Origin of the sequence: Parerythrobacter lutipelagi (assembly GCF_005434975.1) — a bacterium.
In the GTDB taxonomy this organism is placed as follows: domain Bacteria; phylum Pseudomonadota; class Alphaproteobacteria; order Sphingomonadales; family Sphingomonadaceae; genus Parerythrobacter_A; species Parerythrobacter_A lutipelagi.
In genome coordinates this window covers 1,042,764-1,068,523 of record NZ_SKCJ01000001.1, presented here as the reverse complement: position 1 = coordinate 1,068,523, position 25,760 = coordinate 1,042,764, and the positions used below count along the sequence as shown (strand labels likewise).

Genomic DNA, 25,760 nt, shown 5'->3' with positions numbered 1-25,760 from the left:
ATTTCCCCTTTTTGAGCGAAATTGAGCCACCGATTGGCTGTTTTCTAACTTTTCCAGTCGTGAGAGGCAAGCAGTCAATACTGCGAAACTGTTGCAAGAATGTCGCTCTTGGCTTCGCTAGCAAGAATTTTTGCCGGTTTCACGCTCCTGTGTCTGGCTAACGGGTCTGCTACCGAATTGTTCCTACGCCGTCACGGGAAAAACACCTGCGGTGCCAAGGGCTTCGATCAGTTCGTTGAATGCGGCACGCAATTCCGCATCGATTACCGGGCCGTCAACGACGGCAGCTGGCCTCGCCGCATACTGCCAGTCAGCGCTGAACAGAGCGAACTGGCCGGCGGCCTGATCGAAGACGCGCATCCCGGCGGAAGGCGCGATGTAGTGCCAAACATTGCCGAACCAACCAGCGAGCTTGCCATCCTGGCCGGTCCATTCGGCGGTCGCGCCGTTCTCGATCAGCCAAACATCCCCATCGGTTGGCGTGGCTGGTGGTGACTGAAGGACACCCAGGATGGATGTGTGGTGCAGAAAATCGGACAGGGTGAAAGCTTCATTGACGAAAAACTCCTTCTGCGACTGACCGGCGCGCAAAAACGGCAGACCAAATCGAGCAGAAGTGTCGGTAAATTGAATCGGTTCGGACATGGCTTTGCTCCAGGCGGGGGTGCGGATCGCGATTTGATTCGCGTGCGGACTAAAGGATGGTGAGGAAGAGCGGGTGCGATGCCTGCGTATTGCCGATCTGCCGCACCCAGACGATTTGCCCGGAATTGGCTGCGACCGTTGCTGCGCCCAGATTGACCAGCGGTTCAGACAATTCCCAACTGGCAACAGGCGCATCGGGTGGACCGATTCCGACCACGTAGCGCTCGAACGATTCGTTGATCGGTGTCTCGATCGCCGAGTCCCAAGTCCACACGCCTCGCGACCTGCGAATCCACGTCAATGATACCTCGCCGTTGGCCAGGGTTTGCCGTCTGGCATGAACCGGAACGAGCGGCTGTGCCCCCAATCCCGGGTTCTCGACCGGCGCGATCACGGGTTCGGCATCTCCGCGCCCGATTGCCGCGACCGGAGATTCGGGACCATCGAGACCCATGGCATCGCCGAGCGACAGCAGCCCCGCGTCGAGCAGCGTGACCGAGCTGCCGACCGGTTGCCCGGTATTGGCGGCGGGCTCTGTTCCGGCACGCCCGCGGAGCAACCCGCAAACTTCCCAGCGGGTTTCAGTCAGGCGCTCGGCTTGCGCAAATTGCATCACCTCGTCGCCAATCAGCAGGCGGTTTTTCCCGGCAGCAAGCGTGACGAGATCGGCGGCCGTGAATGCCATATGCGATGCTGCCAGCTCGATTTCGAGCCGCGCATCGGGCTCGAACAGCAAGGCGGGCGATGGACCGGCGGCGCTCGCCAGCTCGCCCATGACGGCTTGACCTCTACCGGTTGTTCCGACCGGTTCCAGTCGTCCGCCACGTTCTGCATAGAGCGCGGCTCCGGCCCACTGGGCATTGCCAGTCGCAGCCGCTGCAAAAAGTTGCCGACCGTTCGCAAAGCCAAGCCCGTCCCAGGGCAACTCAAAGGCCCGCAGCCATGTCGGCAGCGATATGCCGTCAGCCGGATTGGGGAGAAAGCCGGGCTCACTGGCCGGATCGCTGACCACCGGCACCGCCTGCCGGACAAGGCCCAGCTCTACGCCGCCCTCGCGCCATTCCCAGGATTCGACCAGCCATGTCCCCGTGACATCGGGCAAGCGGACCAATCGTCCTGGTCCGATGTCGGGATCCAGTTCCGCGATGCGCCAGCGCAGCGTTTCGCGTTGGGCCTTTGCCCGCCCGTTCGCGGACTGGATGAGAGTGCGTGCCGCTTGCGCATCGAGCGCAGCAGGAAATTCAAAAGTGCCCGAGTCCGCATTGGTCGCCCGGCCAGACACTCGTTGTACCCCGGGCTGATAGTCGCGGGCTGTGTCATAGTAGCGCATGGCGGGCGGGATGCCGCGGGCATCATCCTTGCGGGAGCCGGCGCGGCCTTGGCGGGTTCCGAAGCCGTCGGAGCCAGAAGGAACCACGGGTGTTCCTTCGAGCCGATAGGGCGGCTCTGCCGGATCAATCGCCAAAACCTCGAGGCCATTGCCAGCGGCATCTGCCGCGCTGGGGTAAAGTTCGGCCAGCGTGGCAAATACATCGCCAAGCCGTCCGCCTTCATAGCTGATGCCCGACAGCCCCGATAGCGACCGGTTGGAGGACAGATTTTCGATATGCGGCTGAGCCAGATCGGCGAGAGCGAAATCATCCGGATCGGCAAACACTTCAAAACTCAGCGCGGGGATGCGATTGCCGAAATCTTCCAGCTGCAAGTCTTCGAACACGACATAGGCGCGGTTGCGGAAGGCGGGGCACGAAGGCCCTTCCGCTGCCGCGATCAGTGGATCGACCGGTTGGTCGCCATGCCCGTGATAGAGCCGCATCGCCCCGCCCACTTTCAGGTCACCGGCGGCGCCGCGCAGCAGGTTCCCGTCGGCCCAGATGCGTCCGATATCGATGATCGGGCGGCTGGCGATGGCGACGGCAAGCGAAGTTGAATAGCTAAAGGTCGTAACCTTCGGCTTGCCTTTACCGCCGCTGGTTTCACGGTTCTCGGCCATTTCGGTTGACCATATGATCGAACCGGCGGTGCGCATCCGGCCGAAATGGCGCGCCATCGGCGTGCCATAACTCGATGTGGTGATCGACAGGTCTTTGAGCCGTGCACCGTCGCGCGTCGGGCCGCCGATAATCGCAGCATCGATCTGGCGGCCGCCCAGCGCACCCAGCGCACCTCCGATCGGGCCGCCGATCAAGCTGCCAATGCCGCCGAGGATTAGTGTTGCCATGATTAGCCCTCTGTATTGAGCGTTTGGATGCGAGCCGGGTCAAGCCGCCAATGGGTGACGACAGGCCAGGCAAGCTGTCCGGTGTGGCGAACGACGCGGCGCAGGCCCGCATGCGCGTGGATGAACTTATCGGTGGCAGACGCCACGAGAAGATGTCGCTGTGCTGGACCGGGCGCGACCAGCACCAGATCACCGCGCTGGATAGCAGCATCGACCGCGACAAAACCAACCTCGCGTGCGAGGCGGTCCACGAACCGGAAGTCCGAATTGCGCAAGGCATAGGGCGGCACGGCCGGAGTCTTGATCGCGCAGTGATCGAGAGATGCCACCACCAGTCCGACACAATCAAGCCCGAAAACGGGGTTGCGACCGTGAAGCTGGAAAGGTGTGCCGGACAGCCGCTCTGCCGCGTTGGCAAATCGTTCCGCCCAATTCTCTGATGCGCCGCCGGTTGAGCCGCTCATTGCAGTTGCGGGTACCGGGCGAGCAGGTCGTTACCCGGCAGATAGGGCTCGCCCTGGAAGTTGACTGCATTGCCGAAGCGGTTGCCGCAAGTGGCTAGCGTATGGTCGCACCCGGCGCGGAGACGCACCGCGGTGCCAGATGGCGGCTCGTCAGCCAGCGTATAATCGAGCAGGAACGTACCGTTCTCGACATCGCGCACAGCCATGCGCAGGCCCGCAGCAGGCCCTCCCAGCCAGACCACCTCACCGGCGTTGAAGTCGCCCGGATTTGCCACGTCGAAGCTGAAGCACGACGCGTCGAGATCACACGAGACGAGTTTCGCGCGGTGCGTGTGAATTGCTGGCGACAGGCTGCAGCCGGGACCGCAAAACTGGGCCCGACAAGTCGGGCTGGTCCGGGGTATGTAGTCGATGTCGAATGCGGACTTGGCCGATTCCAGCCGGGCGGAAAACGTGTCGTCTTCCTCGCTCAGCAAGCTGATCGACCCGGCATAGAGCACGGTCTGGTCAAGCGTTTCCCAGTCAACCGCGCCGACTTCGATCCGTGCGCCATCGTAGCGGCCAGCGCGGATATCATCGCTGGCGATGCTCGAATGCGACAGCACGCCCTGCATATCGATACTGTCGTCGTCGAGCCTTGCGCTGCGCCGGATCGCGCTGGGTACCATGCCGGGAGCCGCGCGATGGACCAGTCCGTCAAAGAACAGGTCGCGATCATGGCTCGTGAACCCGAGCGCAACGCCGTCCGGACGATAGATGCGCCAGAAGGTCGCGACGCCTTCAAGCTCTGTGGCAAAAAAGATGTGGCTTGCCATGGCCTATCGCTCTTCCCGGATTTCGACGAGAGGGACCGAGGGCGCCTCGCCCGCAGCGAAATTTGCCCCGCTGATGTCGAGCCGGTCTTCTGCAAATCTGACCGGCACGTCGAACAGGAAACCGGCACGGATCTCTGCGCCTGCCGCGGGAGCGCTGCCGAATTCGATCTGGCCGCCAGCGCGCCAGCTCCAGCCGGTCGCGGCTACACCATCGATGCTGACGGTGATTGTTTCGACGCGGGGGCGCGAAATGATCCGCAGTTGCGGCTCCGGCCCAACGCCGTAGGTCTTGATCAGGTCGAACACCGATTGCGTGCCGTCACCAATGCCTAGCAATTGGTCCGTGGCGGTCGGGCTCCCGGTCATCCCGCTCGAACTGAAGTCGAAGGGATCGGCCAGCCGGAAGCCGCGCGCAGGACCGCGCCGTGCGCGGAAGAACGTCAGCAGAGTCCCGGTCTCGGCTTCGGAACGTATCCCCGGCCCGACATCGAACCGCAGCCGTGCATCGGACCACAGGGAATTGCGCCGCTCGTGCCCCGATGCGGTGGTGGCGACGGACGTCGAAAACTCTGGGCTGACCGACGTGTCACGGCCAAGTGCGAGCGGGTAAAGCACATCGTCGAAGGCTTGCAATTCATCCTCCTGTGTCGGGGCGAGGCGGGTGTATCCGTCACGCGAAACTTGCGGCAGCGCCCAGACGTAGCGCTGGTTGATGCCGCGTTCTGCGGCTTCGTCGAGCGCGTCGTCGATGCGCGGCCAGAAAACTTCGGCATCGTCCGGGTCGAGCACGAAGCCCGACAGGTAATCCTGCTTGGCAACCGGATAGCCGAGCCGCGCATCGACCTCGGCATAGGCCGCGCGGCGGCGGGCATCGGCCCCGGCGGTGAGCCAATCGTAATCTTCCAGCTGGAGCCGGTCGAACGCCGGATACGCCCAGCCCGGCGGCAGGTTTGCGCGCTTCAACTCCGGCATGTCCGGGTCGAGTATGGTTGGCGTAAAGGCGAGCAGCATCACTTCGGCTGCGCCCGGCGCCACGCCCCGGACGGTCGCCGCGATTTCGGCGGTCGACTGTGCCAGCAGAACGCCCGCCTGATCGAGCAACGCCGTTGCGGCGGGATCGAGCGCGGCGCGCATCGTCGGGATGACCACAGGTGCGCCGCCGAATGCTGCGACGGCCGCATCGTCATACAGGCAAGGCCGCCCGTCCGGCATCACCCACCACCACGGTTCGCCGATCTGAAAGCGCACCGGATGGCCCGCCTGTTCCTGTAGATAGGCGAATCGATATGCGGCCAGCTTGAGCCAGTTGACCGCCTTCGAACTGGCGGGGGAAAGCAATGCCGACGGCGGCACCCATCCGGTCCGTGCCGGTTCGCCGTCTGCTGCACGCTGCTGCCACGCGTTCGGGCAATGCTCGGCCAACAGCTCGTAAGACAGCGAAAAGACAACTTCGAACTCCGCCGCCTGCGCTTTTTGCAGGAAGTCGAGATGCCAGGCCTTTGCCGGAACGCACAGCGCGCCATTGGCAGCGGCAAGCAGGCGGCCATCATCCTGACCGGCGCCGTCCAGCAGCCGCATGAAATGGCTCATCCCGACGTAATGCAAGATGCGTCCGCGATAGCCGAGCGCTTCGATCGAGCGGATTAGCCGCGCCGGAGCCTGATTGTAGGCATCGTCATAGCCGGTGGCGATCTGTTCGCCATGCGGCGGCAGAGCAATATCGCCAATCTGCAACATCGGCCGATCGCCTTCACAGCGAGTCCCGGAGATTTCCGCCCACCCGGTCGCCAGACCGGGCAAGCGGGCTTCGCTGCCCGCGACATATCCGTCCGGCACAAGCGAGATGAACATGCGGTCGATATCGCCGGGATGAATCTGTTCGCCGGGCAAGCCATAGCCGCTTTCAAGCTGCGAAAACGGCAGTGTGATTTCTGCGTCGGTGGGTGTCCCGGCAGCGTAATTCCACAGCCGCACATACCAGCTGCGCGCATTGCCGCCGGCATCGCGGCCCTCGATCGTCAGAGTTGGTCCGTTGGGCTGGTCGAGCGCTACGATTCCGCTCGATCGCCAGCGGAAACGCAGCGTCGTTCGCGCATAGTCGCGGTCGGTCCGGTAAGCGAGCAGCGGATGGTCGAGTCTGTCCTCGCTTTCCCAGATCAGCCCGGCCAACTCGCCTTCGTGCAGGAACTCGCAATCGACCCGCAGAGTGTCCGGCGCTGACGTCGTGACCGACGCCATCATCGGACGCGGAAAATTGACTGTCCAATAGACCGGGTCGAAGCGCTGGATATAGTCGCTGTCCTGACCCTTGCGGGCCTTGGCGAGCCAGAATGCCATGGTAAGCCTCCTCAGCTTTCCGCGAGCGCGCGGCGAACGGCGCTCGCGACCTGCCGGCTGGAGCGTTGCAACGATTTCGGCGCAGTTTCGCCGCGCGGCGCGGAGAGTTGAATGGCCACGCGCACATCTTTGCGCACCCCGCCGGATGCACCGGTTTCGACCCGGCCTGAACTGGTCGGTACAAACAGCTCGGGCCCGCGCTCGCCGACAAGATAACCACGTCCCGGCGAGACAGGACCACTGGTGGCGCGGCCGGGAAGGCCCAGCAATCCGCCGAACGCGCTGCCCAGAATGTCGCCGAAGCCCGTGCTCTTGCTGCCGGCCATGCCGCCGAAAATCTTGTCTAGCCCGAGCTGCAGTGCCTGGGTTGCAATCGAATCGAGCACTTGCGTCGCCATGCGTTTCAGGTCCTCGAAACCAATGCTGCCTTTGCGCAGCGCAGACAGAAGCCCTTTTTCGAGAATGCTTCCTGCCTGTTCGAAGCCGTCGACCAGCGTCGTGTCGAAATTGCGCCGCATCTCGGCCACATCGTTTGCAAAGCCGCTGGTCGAGGCGCGGACCTCGACCAGCAGTTCGTCGATCTCATCATCCATGGCGGTCTTGCTCCATCAATCGTTCAAGCGCAGCGCGGTCGAACGAGGCGGTGTCTTGGGCCGGGTCGGTCAGCGCGGCGAGGAGTTCAGCTGGCGTTGCTTGCCAGAAATCCGGGGGCCGCCAGCCGAGTGCGCGGGCAGCGAGCGAGGACAGGCCTGCGGCATGCGTCCCGAAGCCCTTGCTCACCCCGAACCCTGCAAGATCTGACCAAGCAACATGCGCAGCGGTTTGGCGCAGGTTGCAAGGCCGAGATCGGCAACAGCACCGTTCAGCTTGTGGCGGGTGAGTTCACCGGGCTCCGCCATGCAATGCCAGAACAGCGCGGCCATTTCGGTCAGCGACAGACGGTTTTCGCCGGCCCGTTCGACCAGTGCGAACAGCGGGCCGAGTTCTTCCTCGGCTGCGACCAGCGCGGAAAATGTCGGGCGCAGCCGATAGGCTTTGCCGTCAACCGCCAGAGACGCCTCTCCGCGATGGGGGTTTGCTTCCTGTCTCATGCGGGCAGCACCGCGCCGGAGCTTTCCAGGTTCAGCGTGTAATTGCGCTCTCCGTTGAAGTCTCCGGCATAGTCGAGCCGCTGGACGAGGAACCGGCCGCGCAGCTTTGCGCCATCCTCGAAACTCAATTCGTAATCGTCGATCGTCCCGGCCAGCGCGTGAGCGCGGATCGCACCCTCTGCCTGGCTGCCGAGAAAAATGCCGCTGGCGGAAACCGAGACGGAACGCGTACCTGCGCCGGATAGCAATTCGCGCCAGCCACCGCTTTCCTTGTGGGTGACGACTACGGTGTCGCCATTGATCGACATCTGGGTCGTGCGCAGCCCGGCGACAGTGCCGTATGCGGGCGGCTGCCCGGGTTCCGGGGCACCTTCCGCAATCTTGAGAAGGAAGGCGGAGCCTTTTTGAGCGGTCATGTGATTGGGCCTTTCTTGAACGGATTGTCATTGCGAGCGGAGCAGTTGCGCAGCAGGCGCCCGGCGCAATCAATCCGCCGCGGCACGCAGCCGCACTGGATTGCCGCGCAAATTTCGGCCGCTCGTAATGACGGGTCAGGGGTTGCGGGTTTCCAGACAGCGGAAACGGTATTCGAGCAGTGTGCTGCGCCTGTTTTTGGCGCGGCGTTCAGTGCGGGCGCGCAGGAAGGTCAGGCCGGCAATGTGGAAGCCTTCCTGGAGGCGGGGCAGGTCGCAGGCGCGCGCATCGATGGCGCGGACGAGCGCGCCATCTGCCGGGATGTCATCCCCCCGGCTGGCAAGCTCTATCGCGACGCGGATTTCGCGGCCTTTGGCATCTTTCGTGCTCCAGTCGGCAGACGCGCTGGCAGCGATGCCAAGCCAGGGCAGGCTGGCGCGCAGCGGTGCTTCTTCCTCGACAGCGTTGAGCGTGCCCAGCGGCGCGGGGCCGGTGCGCAGCCAATCGATCAGTGCTGCGCGCAATGCGTGTTCCATGGCTCAGCGTCCTTTCGCGAACAGGGGCCAGACGAGGCGCGGGATGCGCCAGCGAGACTCGTCATGGCGCTCCGCGCGCAATCGCGTTTCGCCATGCGCTGCGGCGAGCGTGGCGGCTTTTGCTTCGAGCGCGCGGACAAATGCAGGTTTGGGCGGCTTTGCGTTGCCTTCGATCATGCCAACCTCAACCGCCGCCACGGGCGCCACAATGCCGTGACCGCCGCAGGGGGATTGACCGGATCGGCCGCGTCCCTCTCGCGATGGAAATGCGCGGCAAGCCGGATGATGCCGTGGCGCAACCCTTCCGGCAGCGAACCCCAACCGGGTGCAAGACCTGCGCTGAAGCGGATGGCGATGCGCCCGGCGGACCCTTGGCGCAAGACACGGACCATGCCGGTGCCGTCGGCATCAAGCTCGATCTCGTAGGCATCGCTTGCGAGAGCAAAACGCGACCCCTCGGCAGGGATCCCATCGACACCGGTAATCGCCTGGACGGGAGCCGTTCGTAGCCGCTGCCAGCCGGGCGAGGCCGTGTGGATCTCTTCGCATGTCTGGTGCAGCGGCATCGATCCGGTGAAGGCCTCGCAGGTTTCGGCCGCTGCGCCGAGCAAGCCGGTCAGCAGCGCGTCTTCTGCAAGGGTAGTGATGGCGAGCCAGCTCTTGAGCTCGCCCAGCGCAGCACCGCCCAGCTCGGCGGGCGCAAGTATCGCTCGCTTCATGTGAATCTCCGATGTGACAGAAAAAGCACCCGCGCCGGCAAGGGGGAGACCGGCGCGGGTGAGGTGTGAGTTTGTCTGGCCCTTCAGGCGTTGTCGCGAAAGGTAAGGGGAAACCTGGTCGCGGCAGCCAAAGCGCGACTGCGCGTCGCGGCTTTTGCCGCGGAAGCGGAGCTGGCCGTCAGGCCAATCCAAGGCGGACGGATGTCCGCCGCCCGGCGTTTAAGGGCGCAAACAAACTACGCTTCGATTTTCAGCAGCTTGATCGCGTTACTGTCGAGCACTTGGCCGCCGACGCGCTTGGTCGCGTAGAAGTGGACGTAGGGCTTGTTGGTGAATGGATCGCGCAGGATCTGCGTCGCGGAGCGTTCGGCAATCAGATAGCCGTGACGGAAATTGCCGAAGGCGATGGGAAAGGTTCCGCCTGCAATGTCCGGCATGTCTTCCGCTTCCACCACCGGATAGCCCAGCAGGCGGTCGGGTTGGCCTTCGACCAGGCCCGGCTGCCACAGGAATGCACCATCCGCTGTCTTGAGCTTGCGCACTTCGGCCAGCGTTGCCGAATTCATCACGAAGCTAGCGCCCTGGCGATGTCCGGCCTTCATCGTGTGAACCAGGTCGATCAGCTTCGCATCCGGATTGAGATCGAAGCCGGCCGCATCGCCGCTGCCGATATATTGCAGCGTGCCTGCTGTGCGCACTGCGTCCTCCGCGGCGGTGGACGGCGCGTTGAGGAAGCCGTCGGGCTGGTCGACGCCAGAGCCGGAGACGAAGGCAGCCCCTTCGGCGCGGGCGAACTCCATTGCAATCTCGCTCGCCAGCCAGCTTTCGAGATCGAAAGCGGCATCGTCGAGCATCGCCTGGCTCGCTGCCGGATTGGCATAGAGCTCTCCCGTTGGCGGAGCGATCTCGCGGAAATTGGGGGCATCGGTTTCCGGGCGTCCGGCCGTCTCGCTGACCCAGCCCGACGCGGTGCCACCGGTCGAGACAAGCTTGCGGTATCCTGCCGTGCCGGTCTGCACGACTTGCGCCAAGGCGCGGATCGGGCTGATTTCCGTCAGTTCGCGAGCGATCATCGCGTCGATTTCCTGCGGAACCGCATAGCCGCCATCGGACGGCACGCTACCGCTGACCGACTTGATCTGTGCGGTCGAGCCGCGCCGCAGATAGCCGTCGACGAAGCCCTTCACTTCGGGGGAGTCGGTCCCGCCGGAGATGGCCGGACGAACGGCGGCGCGGCCGATCTTGTCGACGCGGGCCTTCACCTCGTCGACATCGCTGCGCAGCGCGGCAATGTCGGTTTCGGTCTTGTCCTGCCGGGCAACGATTTCGAAGCTCGCGTCGATTGGGTCGGTTGCAGAGGCAGGCGCAGTGTCAGGCGCAATGTCAGGGTTGGGGGAGGTTACAGTATCCATGGGGCAATCACCTTTCGTGGGGGGAGGAGTTCAGGACGTAACAAGATGCACCCGCGCTGCGTGTTGCAGCGGGTGAGTGACGAGGCTGACTTCGAGCAATTCGATGTCTTCAAGCACGCGGCCTGCCGGTTCGTGGCGGAATTGGCGCGCGCGGTAGCCAAAGCTCAGGCCGGAGACGGCGCGGGATTTGACCATTACCGCCGCGCGCCCGTCCGGGTTGTCGAGGCTGGCAACCACCCGCAGGCCGCGTGCGTCCTCTTCGGCGCGGGTCACCCAGCCGATCCGCTGGTCCGGGCGGTGCTGCCAGTAGAGCGGCAAGGGGCCCGGCCGGTCGGCCAGCGTGCGCCGGAATGCTCCGCTGCGGATCGTGTCGCGGCTGGCATCGGCGCGGCCGAACAACGCGGCGTAACCCGCCAATCTCATTTGAGCATACCCGGCATGCCGAGCCGCACCGCGATGCCGATCAGCAAGAGGGCGAGCACACCGCGCACGGCCCACTCGATGGCCGCTTTCCACGCACTGGCCTTGGCATCGCGCCAGGCGCGCAGCAACTCGCGCAATTCGTCGATATCGTCCTGCGCGCCCTTGTCGCCGAGGCCGAGCTTTTGCAGCACGCGGTTCGCGCCCACTTCGGAGCTTTCCTCGACAATGGCGCGCAGAGTGACGAGTTCGCCGCCCTCTGCTGCAGCCTGGGCCAGCAATCCGGCCAGCATGTCGCGCCGGAATTCGTTCGGGGGTGTCATTCTCAGGCTCCTTCAGCTTTGAGGCCGAGCAGTTCGCGCTTCTCGGCGGAGGTCAGGAAATCGGCGGCGGAAACCTGTGCCCAAAGCTTCTCGCGGTCGTCGGCGAGCGCAGTGACGCGGTCGAGATCGACCGACAGGGCAAGGTCGGGGAACCACGGGCCAAGCCCTTCGGACAGACCGGCGAGGATCTTGCCCGCAAGCGGCAGCAGGGTCAGTCGCCACAGCGCGCGATTGGCTTCGCGATAGTTCGAATAGGTGTTGTCACCCGGCAGGCCGAGCAGCATCGGCGGGACCCCGAATGCCAGCGCAATATCGCGCGCAGCGGCGGCTTTCAGCGTGGCAAAATCCATATCGGCGGGGCTCAGCGCCATGCTCTGCCATTTGAGCCCGCCTTCCAGCAGCATCGGCCGTCCGGCGTTGGCCTGCCCCTGATAGGCGCTGGTCAGCTCGGCCTTGAGCCGGTCGAACTGGTCGCCCGTCAATCCCGCGCCGTCGCCACTCTCATAGGTCAAGGCGCCGGAAGGGCGCGCCGCGTTGTCGAGCAGGGCGCGGTTCCATTCGCTGGCAGCGTTGTGGATCGCGATTGCCGGATCGGCAGCGGCGAGCGAGCCTGCGCCATAGTGATCGTCCCCCGGATGGAAGCTGCGGATATGGATCAGGTTGGGCCAGCCGCCGTCATCCTCCAGCGGGATGGCGAGCGTGCGGCCCGAAATGCGATATTCGTAGCCTTTGGGCCAGCCATCCTCGCCCGGTACGATCCTGAGCCGCTCGGGCCGCAGCGCAAACAGCTCGACCGGCTGACCCGCGCCGTCCTTCATCACCTGGATGAAGGCGTTGCCGTGGAGCAGGAGATGGGCGGCGACCGTTTCGATCAGTGATTGGCCCGCGCTGGTCGCCCCGATCAGGCCGGAGGTGTTTTCGTCGACTGGAAAGAGCGGCGCACTGCCGACCCCCTCCGCGATGATCCGGACGCTGCGCTGAGCCACCGGATTGCCGACGAAACCGTCCCGGATCGCGCGGCCATAATCGAAGCTGCGCGGACGCGGCGCGGCATCGAACGCAACTGCCCAGGGCGAGATAAACCCGCTTGCAATAGGCACACGGGAACCGCCCCCGCCCTTGAAGGCGGAAGCTAGAGTTGTGAGGAAGGACATGGGGTTACCTTTTGCTTGCGCGGTTCGGGTTGGCGGGGCATCGATCGCCAATGCGTGTCATCGATTACGTTTTTGGACAGAGCGTCGTGGTCGATTCTCCATTGCCGGTTGATGAGGTCCAAAGCCGCATCAATGGCGCTACACCGTCAGTCTTTTGGCCGTTTGCGAGTGGCGTAAAGGGGAAGGCCCTACTTGGCCGGATCCGCTTATCATTCACCGAGCTTTGGTTCTTCGACTACAGTGCTAAACCGATACTTGCCGGAAAACTGGTCGACACCTTCGGCAGCACCCGATTGGAGGCCAAATTTGGAGCTCCAGTCTTTTCGCTGGTATTCTTCGCCCTCTGGTATTTCCTGCTAACATTGATGGCTGTGGGGATCTTCGTCACATGGTTAAACGATGGCCTGGAACCCGGAGGACGGATTGTATTTCCAGTATTATGTCTGCTGCTATTGGCACCTGCTCTGCTGCATTACGGTCTTACCCGGAAGGCCCATAATGATCTCGAGGCGATCCTTGATTTTCTAGCCAGCGAAGCGGACTTCGAGATCGAAAACTGGTCGGCTAAAAACTACTGATCCTCGGCCTCGCCTGCCTTCCCAGCATCAGTTCCGTCAGCGCCCACACCAGTGCATCGGCGCGGTCGGGACTGCGGCCCGGACCCTCATAACCACCGCCCGCCATCAAACCGCACATCTGGTCTTCCAGCGCGGCAAACAGGCCGCAGTGGCGGACCCGGCCTGCTTCGTAGAGTGCGGCGACCGGTTCAGCGCGGGCCACTTTGCCGCGGCTGGCGTGAACCAGCTTCAGCGGCAGCGTAATATCCGCCGCGCGCAGCACGCTGGCGACCATCGCGCCGCCCTGATTGGCCTCGGCAATCACCCGGTCCGCGCCCCAGACGGCGGCGCATTCGGCAACGGCCCTGGCCCAGCGTTCCGGGCTGGCATTCTCGACCGAGCAATCCGCGAGCACGCGCGCCAAGCCATCCTGACCCAGCGCCGCGACCACGATCCCGCAGGCATCGCCGGTCGCGGACGCTGGCGGATCGACCGCGACGACAATTCTGGCATGATCCACGCCGCCTGACGCCTCGCGGCATCGCTCGATCAGCGCGCGGCTCCACAATGCGCCTTCGACCTCGTCGATCAGCTCGCCGCCCAGTTCCTGCCGCCCGAGCAGCGATTGCCCGAACTCGCGCTCCATCGCGCCGATGAAGCTTTTCGGCAGGTTGGCGGCATTGGCGCTGGTTGCGCCGCCGGTCACCACGGTGGTCTCGTTATCGAACAAGCGCCGCACTAGTGCGGTGTTACGCGGCGTGGTCGTCGCCACAATCCGCTGGTCCTTGCCTAGTCGCAGGCCGAGCAGCAGATTGTCCCAGCACCGCGTTGCCCGATCATGCGCGCCCGGCCATTTGCCGATCTCGTCACACCAGGCGTGGCTGTGCTGCGGCCCGCGCAAACTCTCCGGCTCAGCAGCCGAATAGAGGAAGGCCTGCGCCCCGTTGGGCCAGCGCAAGCGGTGGAGCGACGGCTCGAATGTCGGGCGGGCGTTCGGCGGGGAAATCGCAATCAGCCCGCTTTCGCCTTCCACCATCACGCTGCGCGCTTCGCCCAGCGTTGTGCCGACCAGCGCAATGCGGGCGAACATGTCTGCTTCAGCAATGGAGCGGACATATTCCGCCCCGGCGCGCGTTTTGCCAAAACCGCGCCCGCCCATCACCATCCACACCTGCCAATCGCCGTCGGGTGCAAGCTGGCCGGGGTGGGAGTGCGGATCGAAATAATGGTCGAAATATCCGGCGGCTTCGATCGCCTCGGGACCGTGCATCTGCGCGATCACCGGACCGCGTTTCTCCGCATCGACATTGCGCAGGAAATCGTATCCGGCCTCGTCCGGGTTATCGGTTTCACTCATTGGATTGTCTGACCTTCGGCCTCGCGCCGGGCAATAACTTTCTGGCGCAATTCCTCCAGCTTCGCATCGATTATCTGTCTTGCCCGCGCGGCATCCATATTGCGCCGCTGGGCGTGTTCCTGCGCCATGGTGTCGCGGTGCAGCGCGAGCAGGCGCAGCGCGGCGCCGTTGTCGAACTTCGGCCCGTCCTTCGGCTCGCCCGAGCGCAGTCGGGACAGCAGATCCATTTCGAGGTGTTCATAACCCTCGACCAGAGCGGAGTGCCAATCGCGGGCGAAATCCTCGTTGTCGCGGCGTGTCTTGTAGACCTCGCGAGTGGAGATGCGGGCGCGGTTGGCCGATGCGGTCACATTCGATGTTTCCGCCAGCGCATCCAGAAAGGCGCGCTTCCATTGGTTCGGCGCGGGGGCATCGACGGTGTTGCGCGCCGGCTTGCTCGATTTGCCGGGCCCTGCCCTGCCCAGCACAGTGTCACACAGGCTGGCGAAAGCCGCGCTCTTGTTGCGCCGCGAATAATAGGCACCGGTGGTGACGCCGGCTGCCGCAACCGAGCGTTTGATGTTCTTCAATTGAGCCAATGCGTCCAGAAATGTCGCTTCCCACGAAAGTTGCGGGACATATTCATTGTCCATCGATCACGTCCTCCTGCGCGATGCACCAACGCAAAACGGGCGGAAGCGCCCTGCGGCGTCCACCCGTTTCGAATCGGTCTATCGCGATGTTCCGTTTCTCTAACCAAAGAGCGTGACGATGTCAATATAAAAGTGCCAAATAGGTTAAGTTTGATTATGATTGCGCACCGCTGCGGCGTGCCGTAATCGGCGCAAGCACTCAGAGGATCGTAACTCCCCATGCTGATGAAACCGCTGCGCGGCCTGTACGACTGGACGATGGAAAAGGCCGCCCATCCCAAGGCGGTGTGGTGGCTGGCCCTGTTCTGCTTCGTCGAAGCGAGCTTTTTCCCGATCCCGCCGCATCCGTTGCTTGGCCTGATGTGCCTCGCAGAGCCGAAGAAGGCGATCCGCTTCGGTCTGATCGCGACCGTGTTTTCCGTGCTTGGCGGATTGTTCGGCTATGCCATCGGCGCATTCGCGTTCGATCTGATCGGCGTGCCGATGCTCAGCGCCATCGGGCTGGCCGAGAGCCTTCCGGCCGCGCAATGCACTTTCGACAAATACGGCGTGGCGGCGGTTATCATCGCGGCCGCGACCCCCGTGCCGTTCAAACTGCTGACCATCACCGCAGGATTCCTCGGCATGGCGCTGGTGCCGTTCATCCTCGCCAGCGTTGCCGGGCGGGCGCTGATCTTCCTCACCGTCGGCATCCTGTTCCGTTTCTTCGGCGCGCCGATCAAGCGGGTGATCGACGAATATCTTGGCACGGTGACGACTGTCTTCGTCGTGCTGGTTGTGGGCGGTTTCCTCGCCATCACACAGCTCGGCAGCGACGAAGGCGAAGACGATCCCTGTGCCAATGTCGAGATGGTAACGACGGACGCAGCCTGATCACCCGAGCGAGACAAGCGAGAGGCCTTCGCGGTCGAGAACAGCCAGCTGGCCATAGCGCCGCTCGATCAGCCCCTGGCGCTGCAGCTCGCGCAAGGCGGTGTTGACCGTCGCACGGCTCAGCCCGAGCAGATTGGCTAGTTCATCCTGCGTGATCGCGATCTCCACCGGGGGCACCTGCGATACGGCCAGTGTCGCCAGCATGCCGGCGACCCGCGCGAGGCTGGTTCCCTTGCGCAAGCCGCCAATCACGTCGATCATCTCCTGCAATTGCGCCGATAGCGCGCCGAGCATCGGGCGCATCGCGTCGGGCCGGTTGGCGATCACGCCTTCGAACAGGTCGGCCCGGATAAAGCGCACTGAACTTTGCCCGCGCGAGACGGCATCGACCACACGCGGGCGGCGGGTCAGCACCGCCAGCTCGCCATAGGAATCGCCCGGGCCGAGCCGCGCGACCCCGCGGAACTCGCCGTCGGGCAGAAACTGGCCAACCGTGCCTGCGCCTTCCTCGATCAGCCAGAAGCCGTCGCCTTCGTCACCGCGCTGCTGGATGATCTGCCCGTCATCGAACCGGCGGACGGGGGACTGGTCGCGCAGGAAGCGCTGCACATCCTCCGGCAAGGTGGAGAACAGCATTGCGGACTGGAGCGAGCGTCCGGCAAAATGTACGATATTTGACATTCTCTGCTCTGCCTATCGCGTAACCGGCGGACCGACAAGGGAGAGAACCGTGCCCACTTCGACAATCGCAATCCTCGCCATCTACTTCGGCTTCGTTGTGCTGGAGCTGTGGCGTTCGGACTTTTTCTCAAAGGCAGAGCAGTCGCGTGACGACGGTATCGTCGAGGTGGTCAGCACGGTGGTCCTGCTTGGCCTGACGCAGCCGACCGTCCTGTTCGCGTCGGCGGGGCTCGCATCGCTGGTCGCGCCGCAATATGCCGGTGCGCTGGCAGACCTGAACATCTTTGCCGCAATCGCGCTGTTTCTGGTGCTCGACGACATGATGCAATACTGGTGGCACCGGGCGAGCCATTCGACCAAGTGGCTCTACAATCTCCACCGCGCGCATCACAATGCGAAGTATATGAGCGTACGGCTCGTCTACCGTAACAACCTGTTTTATTACATGATGATGCCGGGAATCTGGCTCTCGGGCGTGCTGATTTATCTCGGTCTCGGATGGGTTTACGCAGGATATATTGTCGTAAAACTGCTCGTCATAACGGGCGCCCATTCGGACGTTGCGTGGGACAAGCCACTATACGACATCAAATGGCTATCGCCCGTGATGTGGGTGGTGGAACGGACGATCTCCACTCCCGCAACCCATCATGCCCACCATGGCAGGCACTATGACGATGCGGCAACGCATTACAAAGGCAACTACGGCAATCTGCTGTTCTTCTGGGACGTGCTGTTCGGCACAGCGAAGATCACGCGAAGCTATCCACAAAGTTACGGCGTCGAAAACCTGCCCGCGACTTCGCTTGGGGAACAGCTCGCCTGGCCGCTGTTCGGCCGGATTCCTGAAACGCAGGAGGCCAGTGGCGAGGCGGTCGGCAAGACTGCCTGACCGGATTTGATGTAGTCTGCATTACGCTTTGGCCCCCGCTGCGAAGGGGGCCGCGGCCGGGGGGTTGGGAGAGGCCCCCCGGCCGCATTCCGTTTCAGCCTTCGAACCGCGTCGACAGCGTAATATCGCAATTGAGCAGTTTGGAAATCGGGCAGCCCGCCTCGGCTTCCTCGGCCAGCTTCTCGAACTTCTCCTGCGCCAATCCGGGCACCTTGCCCTTCGTGGTCAACTCGGACCTGGTTACGGTGAAACCGTCCCCGTCCTTTTCCAGCGTGACCTTGGAACTTGTGGTCAGCGTGCCATCCTCATGTCCGGCCTCAGCCAGCTTGAACGAGAGCGCCATGGTGAAACAGCTGGCGTGTGCGGCAGCGATCAATTCTTCCGGATTGGTCCCCGGACCTTCTTCGAACCGCGTGTTGAACCCGTAGGGGATGGCCGACAGCGACGCCGAGCCGGTTGAAATATGGCCCCGGCCTTCCTTGCCGAGCCCCTGATACGTCGCGCTGCCGGTGTTGGTGGTTTTCATGATGTCTGTTCTCCTTGTGTGGAGTCAGACGAGGGAGCGCAGCGGATGTTCCAAATCAGATGATGCCAACCGCTTTGCCTGCGCGTTCGAACATGCCGAGAATTGTTTCGACTTCCTCTTCGGAATGTTCCGCACACAGCGAACAGCGCAGCAAAGTCATGTTGGCGGGCGTTGCCGGCGGGCGGGCGAGATTGACGTAAAGCCCTTCCTTGAGCAGCGCTTCCCACATCGCTGCGCCTTTTTCCAGATCCGGCATGATGACTGCAACGATTGCGCTTTGCGCTTCGTCGGTGCCGAGCTGAAAGCCGAGATTGCTCAGCCCGCCGTGCAGCCGCTTCGAATTCTCCCACAGATGCGCGCGCTTGTTCGAACCGTGCATCAGCTTGCGGATCGAAGTTGCTGCGGTAGCAACTACGCTTGGGGGCAGCGAGGCAGTGAAGACATAGGGACGGCAGACCAGCCGCATGATTTCGAACTTGGGATGGTTGGAAACGCAGAACCCGCCCACCGTGCCGACGCTCTTGGAGAACGTGCCGATGATAAAATCGACATCCTCCATCACGCCGGCCTGCTCGACCACACCGCGACCGTTATCGCCGATAAAGCCCATCGAATGCGCTTCGTCGACCAGCACCATCGCGCCGTATTTCTTGGCGATTGCGACCATTTCCTTGAGCGGGGCGATATCGCCGAGCATCGAATAGACGCCCTCAAGGATCACCAGCTTGCCGGCCCCTTCGGGGATGCGGCGAAGGCGTTTTTCCATCGCATCGATATCGTTGTGCTTGAACGGCACGACTTCGGCATTGCCCAGCGCGCAACCATCCCAGATCGAGGCATGGCTGTCGATGTCGAGAACGATGTAGTCGCCTTTGCCCGCAATGGTCGAAATAATCCCGAGGTTGGCCTGGTAGCCGGTCGAGAAGACCATTGCATGGTCCATGTCGTAGAATTCGCGCAGCGCGTCTTCGCATTCCTTGTGGCCCTGGTACGTCCCGTTGAGGACGCGGCTGCCGGTGGTTCCCGTTCCGTAGTCCGCCAGCGCCTGCTTCCCGGCCTCGATCACGTCGGGATCGAAAGTCATGCCCATGTAATTGTAAGTGCCGAGCAGGATCGTGTCGCGCCCGTTGCAGATCGCCCGGGTCGGTGAAAGAACCCTTTCCATGACCAGGCTGAAAGGATCTTCCTGACCCTGAGACAGCAGTCCTTCGCGCAGCGCGATGATATCATCGAACTTGGAGAACAGGTCTTTCGGACCGCCTTCCAGTTCCTGCGGCTGGTCCGGCTGGCTGATGCCTTCGCTCATGTCAGCTATCCTGAAGCTTGGTCACAGCGTCCACCAGCTGACCGAAATTCTCGATCTCGGCCTGCTGGTTCATGCTGATGATGATGTCGAACTCGTCCTCGATCTCAGCCACGAAATCCATCACGGTCAGGCTGTCAAATTCGAGATCGTTCGCGAAGCCGGTGTCGTCCGAAAGCTCGACGCCCTTCTTGTTGAATGGCTCTATCAGCGAGCGGATTTTGGTGTCGACTTCGGCGCGATCCATAACAAGATTTCCGTTGTTCGTGCGGGCGAAGGCGCAAAGCGCTGCCCGGGTCTGACTGATGGCCGGAGGGAAAGCGGGAAGAGCGCCCGCTTGTCAAGCGCCAGCGGCAATGGCAGGACTCGCAGCTTCCGCACACGCAGTGCCGGACGGGGGAGAATTCGATGGCCGATCAGGACGATAGCACAGCGCAAGACGCTCCCGCTAAAGACTTGTCCAAAGAGCCTCCCAAGGACCCGCCCAAAGACGTGCCCAAAGACGTGCCAACCAAACCGGTGACGTACTCCAACCACGCGATCCATCTTGTCCGCACGACGCAGAACAACACGCTGAAACTTTCGCAGATGGCGGACCAGAAGGCTTCGATCCTGATGGGCGCGACGTTCCTCGTTTTTTCCATTTCGGTCAGCCGGTCACTGACTGGCGAATTGCCGTGGTCGCTCGCGATTCTCGCGGTGTTCGCTTTCCTCAGTTCGCTCTGTGCGGTCATGGCAGTGCTGCCGGCAACGAAGCGAATGGACATCCCGGATGACAAGCGCAACGAGCTGTTCTTCGGCCATTTCTTCGACGAGGATGAGGAAGAATGGAAGCAGCGTGTCCTGCGGCAGATGGAAACCGACGAGAAGACTTTTCGCGCGATGCTGCGCGATATTTACCAGAACGGCCAGGTGCTCCAGCGCAAGAAATACAAATATCTCGGCTACGCCTATCAGATATTCGTCGTCGGACTGTTCGTTACGGTCGTCGCCTTCGGGATCGAAATGACGCTGACATATATGAATTGAGTTCCTGCAGCAGCCCGATCTCGCCGCAATGGTTTAGTCCACCAGTTTGCGCACCGCCGCCATGAACGGCCCGATCGACACCGGCTTCGACAGGTAATCCGCTGCGCCCGCATCGCGAATGCGCTGTTCATCGCCCTTGCCGGCGTAAGCGGTGACCGCAAGGATCGGCACATCGTGCAGCGAGACATCGCGCTTCATCGCCGAAATCAGATCCAGCCCCGAGATGTTCGGAAGCTGGATATCCATGATCGCCAGATCCGGAGCAAATGCACGCGCAGCGTTGAGCGCCAGTTCGCCGTCCGCCACCGGCTCGACTTCGAACCCGTTTGCTTTCAGCACATCACAGAACAATTTCCGGTTAAGGTCGTTGTCCTCGACAACAAGGATTCGCTTTGCCACTAGGACCGCTCCATTCGCATACCCCCCCTTATGGTTCCCGCAGGACACTGACAATTCCAGGCTTTGGCAAATCCCCTGAACGTTCTGGCATGCTGACCCGGCAGGAGGCGGAGACGCTGGCGCTGTCTGCGCTCGGCTGGGTGCTGGGCGACGACCAGCGGGCCGAGCGCCTGCTCGCGCTCACCGGCCTCACGCCAGAGCAGTTGCGCGCCAATCTGAGCGATCCGGCAGTCCTCTCCGCCGTGCTCAATTTCCTCAGCTCTCACGAACCCGATCTGGTAAAAGCGGCCGAGGCTCTCCAGATCGAGGCCGAAACGCTGATTGCCGCGCAGGAGATATTGTCCCGATGAGTTTGCCCCCGATGAGTTTGCCCCGATGAGCCGCCCGCTGGTTATTTCCGACTGTGACGAAGTGCTGCTGCACATGGTCGCCCCGTTTCGCGACTGGCTGAACGAGGAGCGCGGGGTCGATTTCCATATGGGGACGAATGATTTCTCGCAGGCCCTGCGCTGGCAGGCCGATGGCGCCGCATTGGCGCAGGACGAGATCTGGCGCGAACTGCGCGAGTTCTTCGAGACCGAAATGCACCGCCAGCACCCGATCGAAGGGTCGGTCGCGGCGATGAACCGGCTGAGCGACCACGCCGATGTGGTGATCCTGACCAATCTGCTCGACAAGCACCAGGAAGGCCGCGCGAAACAATTGCTCGATCACGGGCTCGAGGCGCGGGTGTTCACCAACCAGGGCCCCAAGGGGCCGGCTCTCAAAGCGATAATCGAGGAATATTCACCCAGCCGGGCGATCTTCATCGATGATCTCGCACAGCATCACCGCTCCGCACGCGAGACGCTGGAGACGATTACGACGCTGCATTTCTGCGGCGAACCGCTGCTGGCCCCGCACATCGATTGTGCGCACAAGGCGGGCCACGCCGACGCGCGGATCGACCGCTGGGACGAAGCGCTGCCATGGTTGCTCGATTCAGTTTTGGCCGAAGCACTGGACAAGGAAGACGCATGAGCATCGAAGATCGTCTGAACGAACTCGGCATTGCTCTGCCCGAAGCGGCGGCTCCGGTTGCGAGCTATCTGCCGGTGGTGGTCGAAGGCGGGTTTGCCCATGTTTCGGGCCAGCTGCCATTCGTGGAAGGCAGCGTGGTGACCGGGCGGCTGGGTGAAAATGTCACGCCCGATGAAGGTCAGGCTGCCGCGCACGCCTGCGGCCTGATGATTCTCGCACAATTGAAGCAGGCCGGGTTGCTGGAAAAAGTGCGCCGGGTGGTGAAGCTGGGCGTTTTCGTCAGTTCAACGCCAGAATTCACAGGTCAGCCGGCAATCGCGAACGGAGCGTCGGACCTGATGGCCGAAGTGTTCGGCGATGCCGGGCGTCATGCACGCGCAGCGGTCGGAGTCGCGGCCTTGCCGCTGGGCGCAGTGGTCGAAGTGGATGCGATCCTTGCTGTCGAGATGGATTGATAACTGGCGCGCGCCGCCGCCGCGTGCAGCCCGGGTCAAATGGCTGGGCGAATGGGACTATGCCCACCGCGGCCTTCATTCCCCCGGCACTCCTGAAAACTCGCCGTCCGCATTCGCAGAAGCGATCGGGCGCGGGATGGGTATCGAATGCGATGTCCAGCGCACCAAGGATAGCGGCGCTGTCGTGTTCCATGACTGGGAGCTTGATCGGCTGACCGATCGCAAGGGTGCGGTCGACCATCTCACCATGGCGGAATTGACGGCGATCCCATTGGTCGAGAACGCAGATCGCATCCCCTCGCTCGAACGCTTGCTCCAGCAGGTCGGTGGCCGGGTGCCAGTGCTGATCGAGATCAAGTCGAAGCGCGACAGGCGAGTGCGCCCGCTGTGCCTTGCGGTCCGGCGCGCGCTGGAAGGCTATCACGGCCACCATGCGGTGATGAGTTTCGACCCGCGCGTGTCGCGCTGGTTTGCCGCCCATTCACCGCGTACCGTGCGCGGACTGGTGGTGACCGAGGAAGACAAGCGGGGGTTGGTGGGCGCGATTTCTCGGCGACTGTCGCTGTGGAACGCAAAGCCTGATTTTCTCGCTTACGACGTGCGCGATCTGCCGAGCGGTTTCGCTGCCGCGCAACGCAAGCGAGGTCTGCCGCTGCTGACATGGACGGTACGCTCGCCCGAAACAGCGCAGGTCGCATTCGAGAACACCGATGCACCTATTCTCGAGGGTGAAGGCTTGCTGTGAGTGATGACGGACTGACAGCCAAGATTGCCGGGTCGGTCGGCGCGTTGCCGAGGGATCGCTGGGACGCTTTGGCTGGCGGAAATCCGTTTCTGTCGCACGATTTTCTCACTCTGCTGGAGGATTCGGGCAGTGTTGGTCCGGGGACTGGCTGGCAGCCTGCCCCGCTTGTGATCGAAGATGCCGGCGGTCATCTGCTCGCCGCTATGCCGAGCTATCTCAAAAGCCACAGTCAGGGCGAATATGTGTTCGATCACGCGTGGGCGGATGCCTATGAGCGAGCCGGCGGCAATTACTATCCAAAGCTTCAGATCGCCGCGCCGTTCACCCCGGCGACCGGCCCGCGGCTGCTATTGTCGGATCACAAATATGCCGCGCCATTGCTGGATGCAGCGCAGACGCTTTGTCTGGGCAACGGCTTCTCTTCCGCCCATGCGACCTTCATCGAACCCGCGCAGTTACCCTTTTTCGAACAATCGGAATGGCTCCTGAGGAGCGATATCCAGTTCCACTGGACCAACCGCGACTATGCAAGCTTCGACGAATTTGTCGCTGCGCTCTCGTCGCGCAAGCGCCGGACGATCCGCAAGGAGCGCAAGGGCGCACAAGAGGGTGTGGAGATCGTGCGCCTCAGAGGCGAGGTGATAGAGACGCACCATTGGGACGCGTTCTGGCTGTTCTATCAGGACACCGGCGCGCGCAAGTGGGGGACGCCCTATCTCACGCGCGAAGCGTTCGACCTGCTGGGTGAGCGGATGGGCGACAAAATCTTGCTGGTCCTGGCGCTCGAGAGCGAAGAGCCGATTGCCGGTGCGCTCAACTTTATTGGTCCGGACGCGCTTTACGGCCGCTATTGGGGGTGCAGCCACGACAAGCGCTTTCTGCATTTCGAACTGTGTTACTATCAGGCGATCGAGGCAGCGATCGAGCTCGGCCTGTCACGGGTCGAGGCCGGAGCGCAGGGCGGACACAAGCTGGCGCGCGGATACGAACCGGTCGAGACATGGTCGGCACATTGGATTGCCGACCCGGGCTTCCGCGATGCGGTTGCCGATTTCCTCGCGCGTGAACGGCGCGGCGTGGCAGCCGACCGCAATTATCTGGAAAGGCGGACGCCTTTCAAGAAAGCCTAGGCAACCTTGCGGGCGGTCTCAATGAGCCACTGACGCGCGCGGCGCTGGGCTTCGGCGATTTCACGGGCGGTCATCTCGTCCGAAATATCGGCCCGGCACCAGGCGGCTTCTTCGTGGCCCTTGGATGCGGCGAGATTAAACCATTTGTGCGCTTCGACAAGATCGCACGGAGCACCGTGGCTGCCAGTGGAGTAAGCGACGCCGAGGTCGAAATAGGCGGTCAGATCGCCCTGTGCGGCGGCAGCCATGCATTGCGCAACCAGCAGGTCGGCAGCGGCAATATCGGTATCGACAGCTTTGCCGCCTTCGATCGGAGTGAGCTTCATCGGTGTTCCCCAAAACTTGCGACAGCCCCCTGCCATCGCTTGAGAAGGGTTTTCCGCAGATCATGGTCAACAATTGGTTAACGCGGTTGCGAAATTCTTTGTTGATCGGATCGCTCGCCGTTCGGCTGTCCTTCAGCTTGTGGACCGTATCGGGCGTCTGCCAGATTGCCGCTTGTGTGGCTGATTGCGCCCTTATATAGGCGCGCCAAGCAAGCGGGCTGTGTGACCGGGAAAACCCGGCCCAGCGTCCAGTAAGTCATTGAACGTGCGGTATTAGGGTATCGAGGATATATATGGCGAGCGCGGCTTTCGAAGACTCCGATCAACTAAAGAGCGTCAAGGCTTCTCTGGAGCCGGACTATGTTCCGTCGGATGACGAAGATTACATGAATGAGAAGCAGCGCAATTATTTTCGCATGCTGCTGCTGGAATGGAAGAAATCGATCCAGACTGCTTCGTCCGCGACTCTCCAGTCGCTGCAGGACGGTCCGATCCGCGAACCCGATCTCAACGATCGGGCCTCTTCGGAGACCGACTGGAGTATCGAACTGCGAACACGCGATCGGCAGCGCAAGCTGACTGGCAAGATCGATTCAGCATTGCGGCGGATCGACGCCGGTGAATACGGCTATTGCGAGGTTACGGGTGATCCTATCGGCTTGAAGCGCCTGATCGCGCGCCCGGTCGCTACAATGACTGTCGAAGCGCAGGAAGCGCATGAGCGCCGGGAAAAAATCTCCCGCGACGACTGAAAGCGGGCGTAAAATGCGCGCTGCTTAAAGCTTCGTTAGCCAATGCTCGATTATGTAACATACGCGGAACAGGTCATCCTGCGCCGGACATTTTTACATTCTCTAAGAGGTCCCTGCTCGCATGTCTGCCATCGATACTCGCCATATCTCGCGCGACAGCCTCTTTTTCCTCGCTGAAGTTCGGGTCGGAGGCGAGATCAGCCCTGACCGGATCAAGGTCCGCAACCTATCATCCGGCGGAATGATGGCCGAAGGCGGCCCGAAGGTCGAGCGCGGGGCAAACATCGGCGTCCATCTGCGCAATATCGGCTGGGTCGAAGGTACTGTTGCGTGGGTCCATGAAACCCGCTTCGGCATTGCCTTTGGTCAAGAGATCGATCCGGCTGTCGCGCGCGGGACCGAGCAGAAAAACGGATATGAAATCCCGCGCTTCGTGCGCCCTTCGTCGATCCTGCCGCCAGGCACGGAATACGAACCCAGGAACCTGCGCAAGCTCTGAAGCTTTCCGCTGACCGCGGCGATCCAAGCTGCT

35 protein-coding genes are annotated in these 25,760 nt (G+C 62.6%); 11 read left to right on the top strand and 24 right to left on the bottom strand.

Going from position 1 to position 25,760, the window contains the following annotated elements; all coding sequences use genetic code 11:
• Nucleotides 1-183 precede the first annotated feature (183 nt).
• From E0502_RS05355 to E0502_RS05285, 16 genes are all read right to left on the bottom strand, one after another.
• A complete protein-coding gene (locus E0502_RS05355; RefSeq protein WP_161593707.1) occupies nt 184-645 on the bottom strand; it encodes a DUF2793 domain-containing protein in 462 nt (153 codons plus the stop codon).
• 49 nt (nt 646-694) lie between these two features.
• Nucleotides 695-2,866 (bottom strand): phage tail protein, encoded by a 2,172-nt coding sequence (locus E0502_RS05350; protein WP_137676884.1) that lies wholly within the window; start codon nt 2,864-2,866, stop codon nt 695-697.
• Between the two features lie 2 nt (nt 2,867-2,868).
• Nucleotides 2,869-3,330: an NlpC/P60 family protein gene (locus E0502_RS05345; RefSeq protein WP_137676883.1), complete on the bottom strand. Its 462-nt coding sequence runs from the start codon at nt 3,328-3,330 to the stop codon at nt 2,869-2,871.
• Entirely contained in the window at nt 3,327-4,145 is an 819-nt protein-coding gene (locus E0502_RS05340; RefSeq protein ID WP_137676882.1) for a DUF2163 domain-containing protein, read from the bottom strand. The genes E0502_RS05345 and E0502_RS05340 overlap by 4 nt, the downstream gene beginning before the upstream one ends.
• Nucleotides 4,146-4,148: 3 nt before the next feature.
• Nucleotides 4,149-6,482, bottom strand: a complete 2,334-nt coding sequence (locus tag E0502_RS05335) for a DUF2460 domain-containing protein (RefSeq protein WP_137676881.1) — start codon at nt 6,480-6,482, stop codon at nt 4,149-4,151.
• A gap of 11 nt (nt 6,483-6,493) precedes the next feature.
• Nucleotides 6,494-7,075, bottom strand: coding sequence for a tail tape measure protein (locus tag E0502_RS05330; protein ID WP_137676880.1), 582 nt, complete (start codon nt 7,073-7,075; stop codon nt 6,494-6,496).
• Nucleotides 7,068-7,262, bottom strand: a complete 195-nt coding sequence (locus tag E0502_RS05325; protein ID WP_137676879.1) for a phage tail assembly chaperone — start codon at nt 7,260-7,262, stop codon at nt 7,068-7,070. The genes E0502_RS05330 and E0502_RS05325 overlap by 8 nt, the downstream gene beginning before the upstream one ends.
• Nucleotides 7,259-7,573, bottom strand: a complete 315-nt coding sequence (locus E0502_RS05320) for a gene transfer agent family protein (protein WP_137676878.1) — start codon at nt 7,571-7,573, stop codon at nt 7,259-7,261. Before E0502_RS05320 ends, E0502_RS05325 begins: the two co-directional genes overlap by 4 nt.
• Nucleotides 7,570-7,989: a phage major tail protein, TP901-1 family gene (locus tag E0502_RS05315; protein WP_137676877.1), complete on the bottom strand. Its 420-nt coding sequence runs from the start codon at nt 7,987-7,989 to the stop codon at nt 7,570-7,572. Before E0502_RS05315 ends, E0502_RS05320 begins: the two co-directional genes overlap by 4 nt.
• A 135-nt stretch (nt 7,990-8,124) precedes the next feature.
• Nucleotides 8,125-8,523 carry a tail completion protein gp17 gene (gp17, locus tag E0502_RS05310; RefSeq protein ID WP_137676876.1) on the bottom strand — a complete coding sequence of 133 codons (399 nt, stop codon included), beginning with the start codon at nt 8,521-8,523 and terminating at the stop codon, nt 8,125-8,127.
• A gap of 3 nt (nt 8,524-8,526) precedes the next feature.
• Nucleotides 8,527-8,700: a hypothetical protein gene (locus E0502_RS15050; RefSeq protein WP_161593706.1), complete on the bottom strand. Its 174-nt coding sequence runs from the start codon at nt 8,698-8,700 to the stop codon at nt 8,527-8,529.
• A complete protein-coding gene (locus E0502_RS05305; protein WP_137676875.1) occupies nt 8,697-9,242 on the bottom strand; it encodes a head-tail connector protein in 546 nt (181 codons plus the stop codon). The genes E0502_RS15050 and E0502_RS05305 overlap by 4 nt, the downstream gene beginning before the upstream one ends.
• Nucleotides 9,243-9,478: 236 nt before the next feature.
• The gene (locus E0502_RS05300; RefSeq protein ID WP_137676874.1) at nt 9,479-10,654 is read right to left on the bottom strand and encodes a phage major capsid protein; all 1,176 of its coding nucleotides are present in this window, start codon (nt 10,652-10,654) and stop codon (nt 9,479-9,481) included.
• Nucleotides 10,655-10,684: 30 nt separating this feature from the next.
• A complete protein-coding gene (locus E0502_RS05295) occupies nt 10,685-11,077 on the bottom strand; it encodes an HK97 family phage prohead protease (protein ID WP_137676873.1) in 393 nt (130 codons plus the stop codon).
• Complete coding sequence (locus tag E0502_RS05290) at nt 11,074-11,397, bottom strand: DUF6127 family protein (RefSeq protein ID WP_137676872.1); 324 nt, start codon at nt 11,395-11,397, stop codon at nt 11,074-11,076. The genes E0502_RS05295 and E0502_RS05290 overlap by 4 nt, the downstream gene beginning before the upstream one ends.
• 2 nt (nt 11,398-11,399) lie before the next feature.
• Nucleotides 11,400-12,551: a phage portal protein gene (locus tag E0502_RS05285; protein ID WP_137676871.1), complete on the bottom strand. Its 1,152-nt coding sequence runs from the start codon at nt 12,549-12,551 to the stop codon at nt 11,400-11,402.
• Nucleotides 12,552-12,601: 50 nt separating this feature from the next.
• Between E0502_RS05285 and E0502_RS05280 the strand changes: the two genes are divergently transcribed.
• Nucleotides 12,602-13,129, top strand: a complete 528-nt coding sequence (locus E0502_RS05280) for a hypothetical protein (RefSeq protein WP_137676870.1) — start codon at nt 12,602-12,604, stop codon at nt 13,127-13,129.
• Here the strand turns inward: E0502_RS05280 and E0502_RS05275 are convergent.
• Nucleotides 13,116-14,378: a DNA-packaging protein gene (locus tag E0502_RS05275; RefSeq protein ID WP_137677545.1), complete on the bottom strand. Its 1,263-nt coding sequence runs from the start codon at nt 14,376-14,378 to the stop codon at nt 13,116-13,118. The two genes, E0502_RS05280 and E0502_RS05275, sit on opposite strands and share 14 nt — an antisense overlap.
• An 83-nt stretch (nt 14,379-14,461) precedes the next feature.
• Nucleotides 14,462-15,097 (bottom strand): hypothetical protein, encoded by a 636-nt coding sequence (locus tag E0502_RS05270; RefSeq protein WP_137676869.1) that lies wholly within the window; start codon nt 15,095-15,097, stop codon nt 14,462-14,464.
• A gap of 219 nt (nt 15,098-15,316) precedes the next feature.
• On the opposite strand from E0502_RS05270, the gene E0502_RS05265 reads away from it, so the two are divergent.
• Nucleotides 15,317-15,970: a YqaA family protein gene (locus E0502_RS05265; protein WP_137676868.1), complete on the top strand. Its 654-nt coding sequence runs from the start codon at nt 15,317-15,319 to the stop codon at nt 15,968-15,970.
• Here the strand turns inward: E0502_RS05265 and E0502_RS05260 are convergent, their stop codons facing one another.
• Nucleotides 15,971-16,651: a Crp/Fnr family transcriptional regulator gene (locus E0502_RS05260; protein WP_137676867.1), complete on the bottom strand. Its 681-nt coding sequence runs from the start codon at nt 16,649-16,651 to the stop codon at nt 15,971-15,973.
• Nucleotides 16,652-16,700: 49 nt separating this feature from the next.
• Here E0502_RS05260 and E0502_RS05255 point away from each other — a divergent pair, with 49 nt between their 5' ends.
• Nucleotides 16,701-17,543 carry a sterol desaturase family protein gene (locus E0502_RS05255; protein ID WP_137676866.1) on the top strand — a complete coding sequence of 281 codons (843 nt, stop codon included), beginning with the start codon at nt 16,701-16,703 and terminating at the stop codon, nt 17,541-17,543.
• Nucleotides 17,544-17,637: 94 nt separating this feature from the next.
• Here E0502_RS05255 and E0502_RS05250 read toward each other — a convergent pair whose 3' ends face one another.
• Genes E0502_RS05250 through E0502_RS05240 form a run of 3 tightly spaced genes read right to left on the bottom strand, consistent with a single transcriptional unit; the run spans nt 17,638 to nt 19,619 of the window.
• Entirely contained in the window at nt 17,638-18,069 is a 432-nt protein-coding gene (locus tag E0502_RS05250) for an OsmC family protein (RefSeq protein ID WP_137676865.1), read from the bottom strand.
• A gap of 55 nt (nt 18,070-18,124) precedes the next feature.
• Nucleotides 18,125-19,375 carry a serine palmitoyltransferase gene (gene spt / locus E0502_RS05245; protein ID WP_137676864.1) on the bottom strand — a complete coding sequence of 417 codons (1,251 nt, stop codon included), beginning with the start codon at nt 19,373-19,375 and terminating at the stop codon, nt 18,125-18,127.
• A 1-nt stretch (nt 19,376) separates the two neighbouring features.
• Nucleotides 19,377-19,619, bottom strand: a complete 243-nt coding sequence (locus E0502_RS05240; protein WP_137676863.1) for an acyl carrier protein — start codon at nt 19,617-19,619, stop codon at nt 19,377-19,379.
• Between the two features lie 161 nt (nt 19,620-19,780).
• On the opposite strand from E0502_RS05240, the gene E0502_RS05235 reads away from it, so the two are divergent.
• Complete coding sequence (locus E0502_RS05235; protein WP_240048874.1) at nt 19,781-20,401, top strand: Pycsar system effector family protein; 621 nt, start codon at nt 19,781-19,783, stop codon at nt 20,399-20,401.
• A gap of 33 nt (nt 20,402-20,434) precedes the next feature.
• Here the strand turns inward: E0502_RS05235 and E0502_RS05230 are convergent, their stop codons facing one another.
• Nucleotides 20,435-20,800, bottom strand: a complete 366-nt coding sequence (locus E0502_RS05230) for a response regulator (protein ID WP_137676862.1) — start codon at nt 20,798-20,800, stop codon at nt 20,435-20,437.
• Between the two features lie 89 nt (nt 20,801-20,889).
• Here E0502_RS05230 and E0502_RS05225 point away from each other — a divergent pair, with 89 nt between their 5' ends.
• From E0502_RS05225 to E0502_RS05205, 5 genes are read left to right on the top strand one after another with little or no spacing between them, the layout of a single operon-like run.
• A complete protein-coding gene (locus tag E0502_RS05225; protein ID WP_137676861.1) occupies nt 20,890-21,150 on the top strand; it encodes a DUF3572 domain-containing protein in 261 nt (86 codons plus the stop codon).
• A gap of 25 nt (nt 21,151-21,175) precedes the next feature.
• Nucleotides 21,176-21,820, top strand: coding sequence for an HAD family hydrolase (locus tag E0502_RS05220; RefSeq protein ID WP_137676860.1), 645 nt, complete (start codon nt 21,176-21,178; stop codon nt 21,818-21,820).
• A complete protein-coding gene (locus tag E0502_RS05215) occupies nt 21,817-22,275 on the top strand; it encodes a RidA family protein (protein ID WP_137676859.1) in 459 nt (152 codons plus the stop codon). Before E0502_RS05220 ends, E0502_RS05215 begins: the two co-directional genes overlap by 4 nt.
• Entirely contained in the window at nt 22,247-23,020 is a 774-nt protein-coding gene (locus tag E0502_RS05210; protein WP_137676858.1) for a glycerophosphodiester phosphodiesterase family protein, read from the top strand. The genes E0502_RS05215 and E0502_RS05210 overlap by 29 nt, the downstream gene beginning before the upstream one ends.
• A complete protein-coding gene (locus E0502_RS05205; RefSeq protein WP_137676857.1) occupies nt 23,017-24,150 on the top strand; it encodes a GNAT family N-acetyltransferase in 1,134 nt (377 codons plus the stop codon). Before E0502_RS05210 ends, E0502_RS05205 begins: the two co-directional genes overlap by 4 nt.
• On the opposite strand, the gene E0502_RS05200 is transcribed toward E0502_RS05205, so the two are convergent.
• Nucleotides 24,147-24,476 carry an SEL1-like repeat protein gene (locus E0502_RS05200; protein WP_137676856.1) on the bottom strand — a complete coding sequence of 110 codons (330 nt, stop codon included), beginning with the start codon at nt 24,474-24,476 and terminating at the stop codon, nt 24,147-24,149. The two genes, E0502_RS05205 and E0502_RS05200, sit on opposite strands and share 4 nt — an antisense overlap.
• 293 nt (nt 24,477-24,769) lie before the next feature.
• Between E0502_RS05200 and dksA the strand changes: the two genes are divergently transcribed.
• Together dksA and E0502_RS05190 are read left to right on the top strand one after the other, a co-directional pair.
• On the top strand, nt 24,770-25,228 hold the full coding sequence (gene dksA, locus E0502_RS05195; RefSeq protein ID WP_137676855.1) for an RNA polymerase-binding protein DksA: 459 nt from the start codon (nt 24,770-24,772) through the stop codon (nt 25,226-25,228).
• 121 nt (nt 25,229-25,349) lie between these two features.
• Nucleotides 25,350-25,727 carry a PilZ domain-containing protein gene (locus E0502_RS05190; RefSeq protein ID WP_137676854.1) on the top strand — a complete coding sequence of 126 codons (378 nt, stop codon included), beginning with the start codon at nt 25,350-25,352 and terminating at the stop codon, nt 25,725-25,727.
• Nucleotides 25,728-25,760 lie beyond the last annotated feature (33 nt).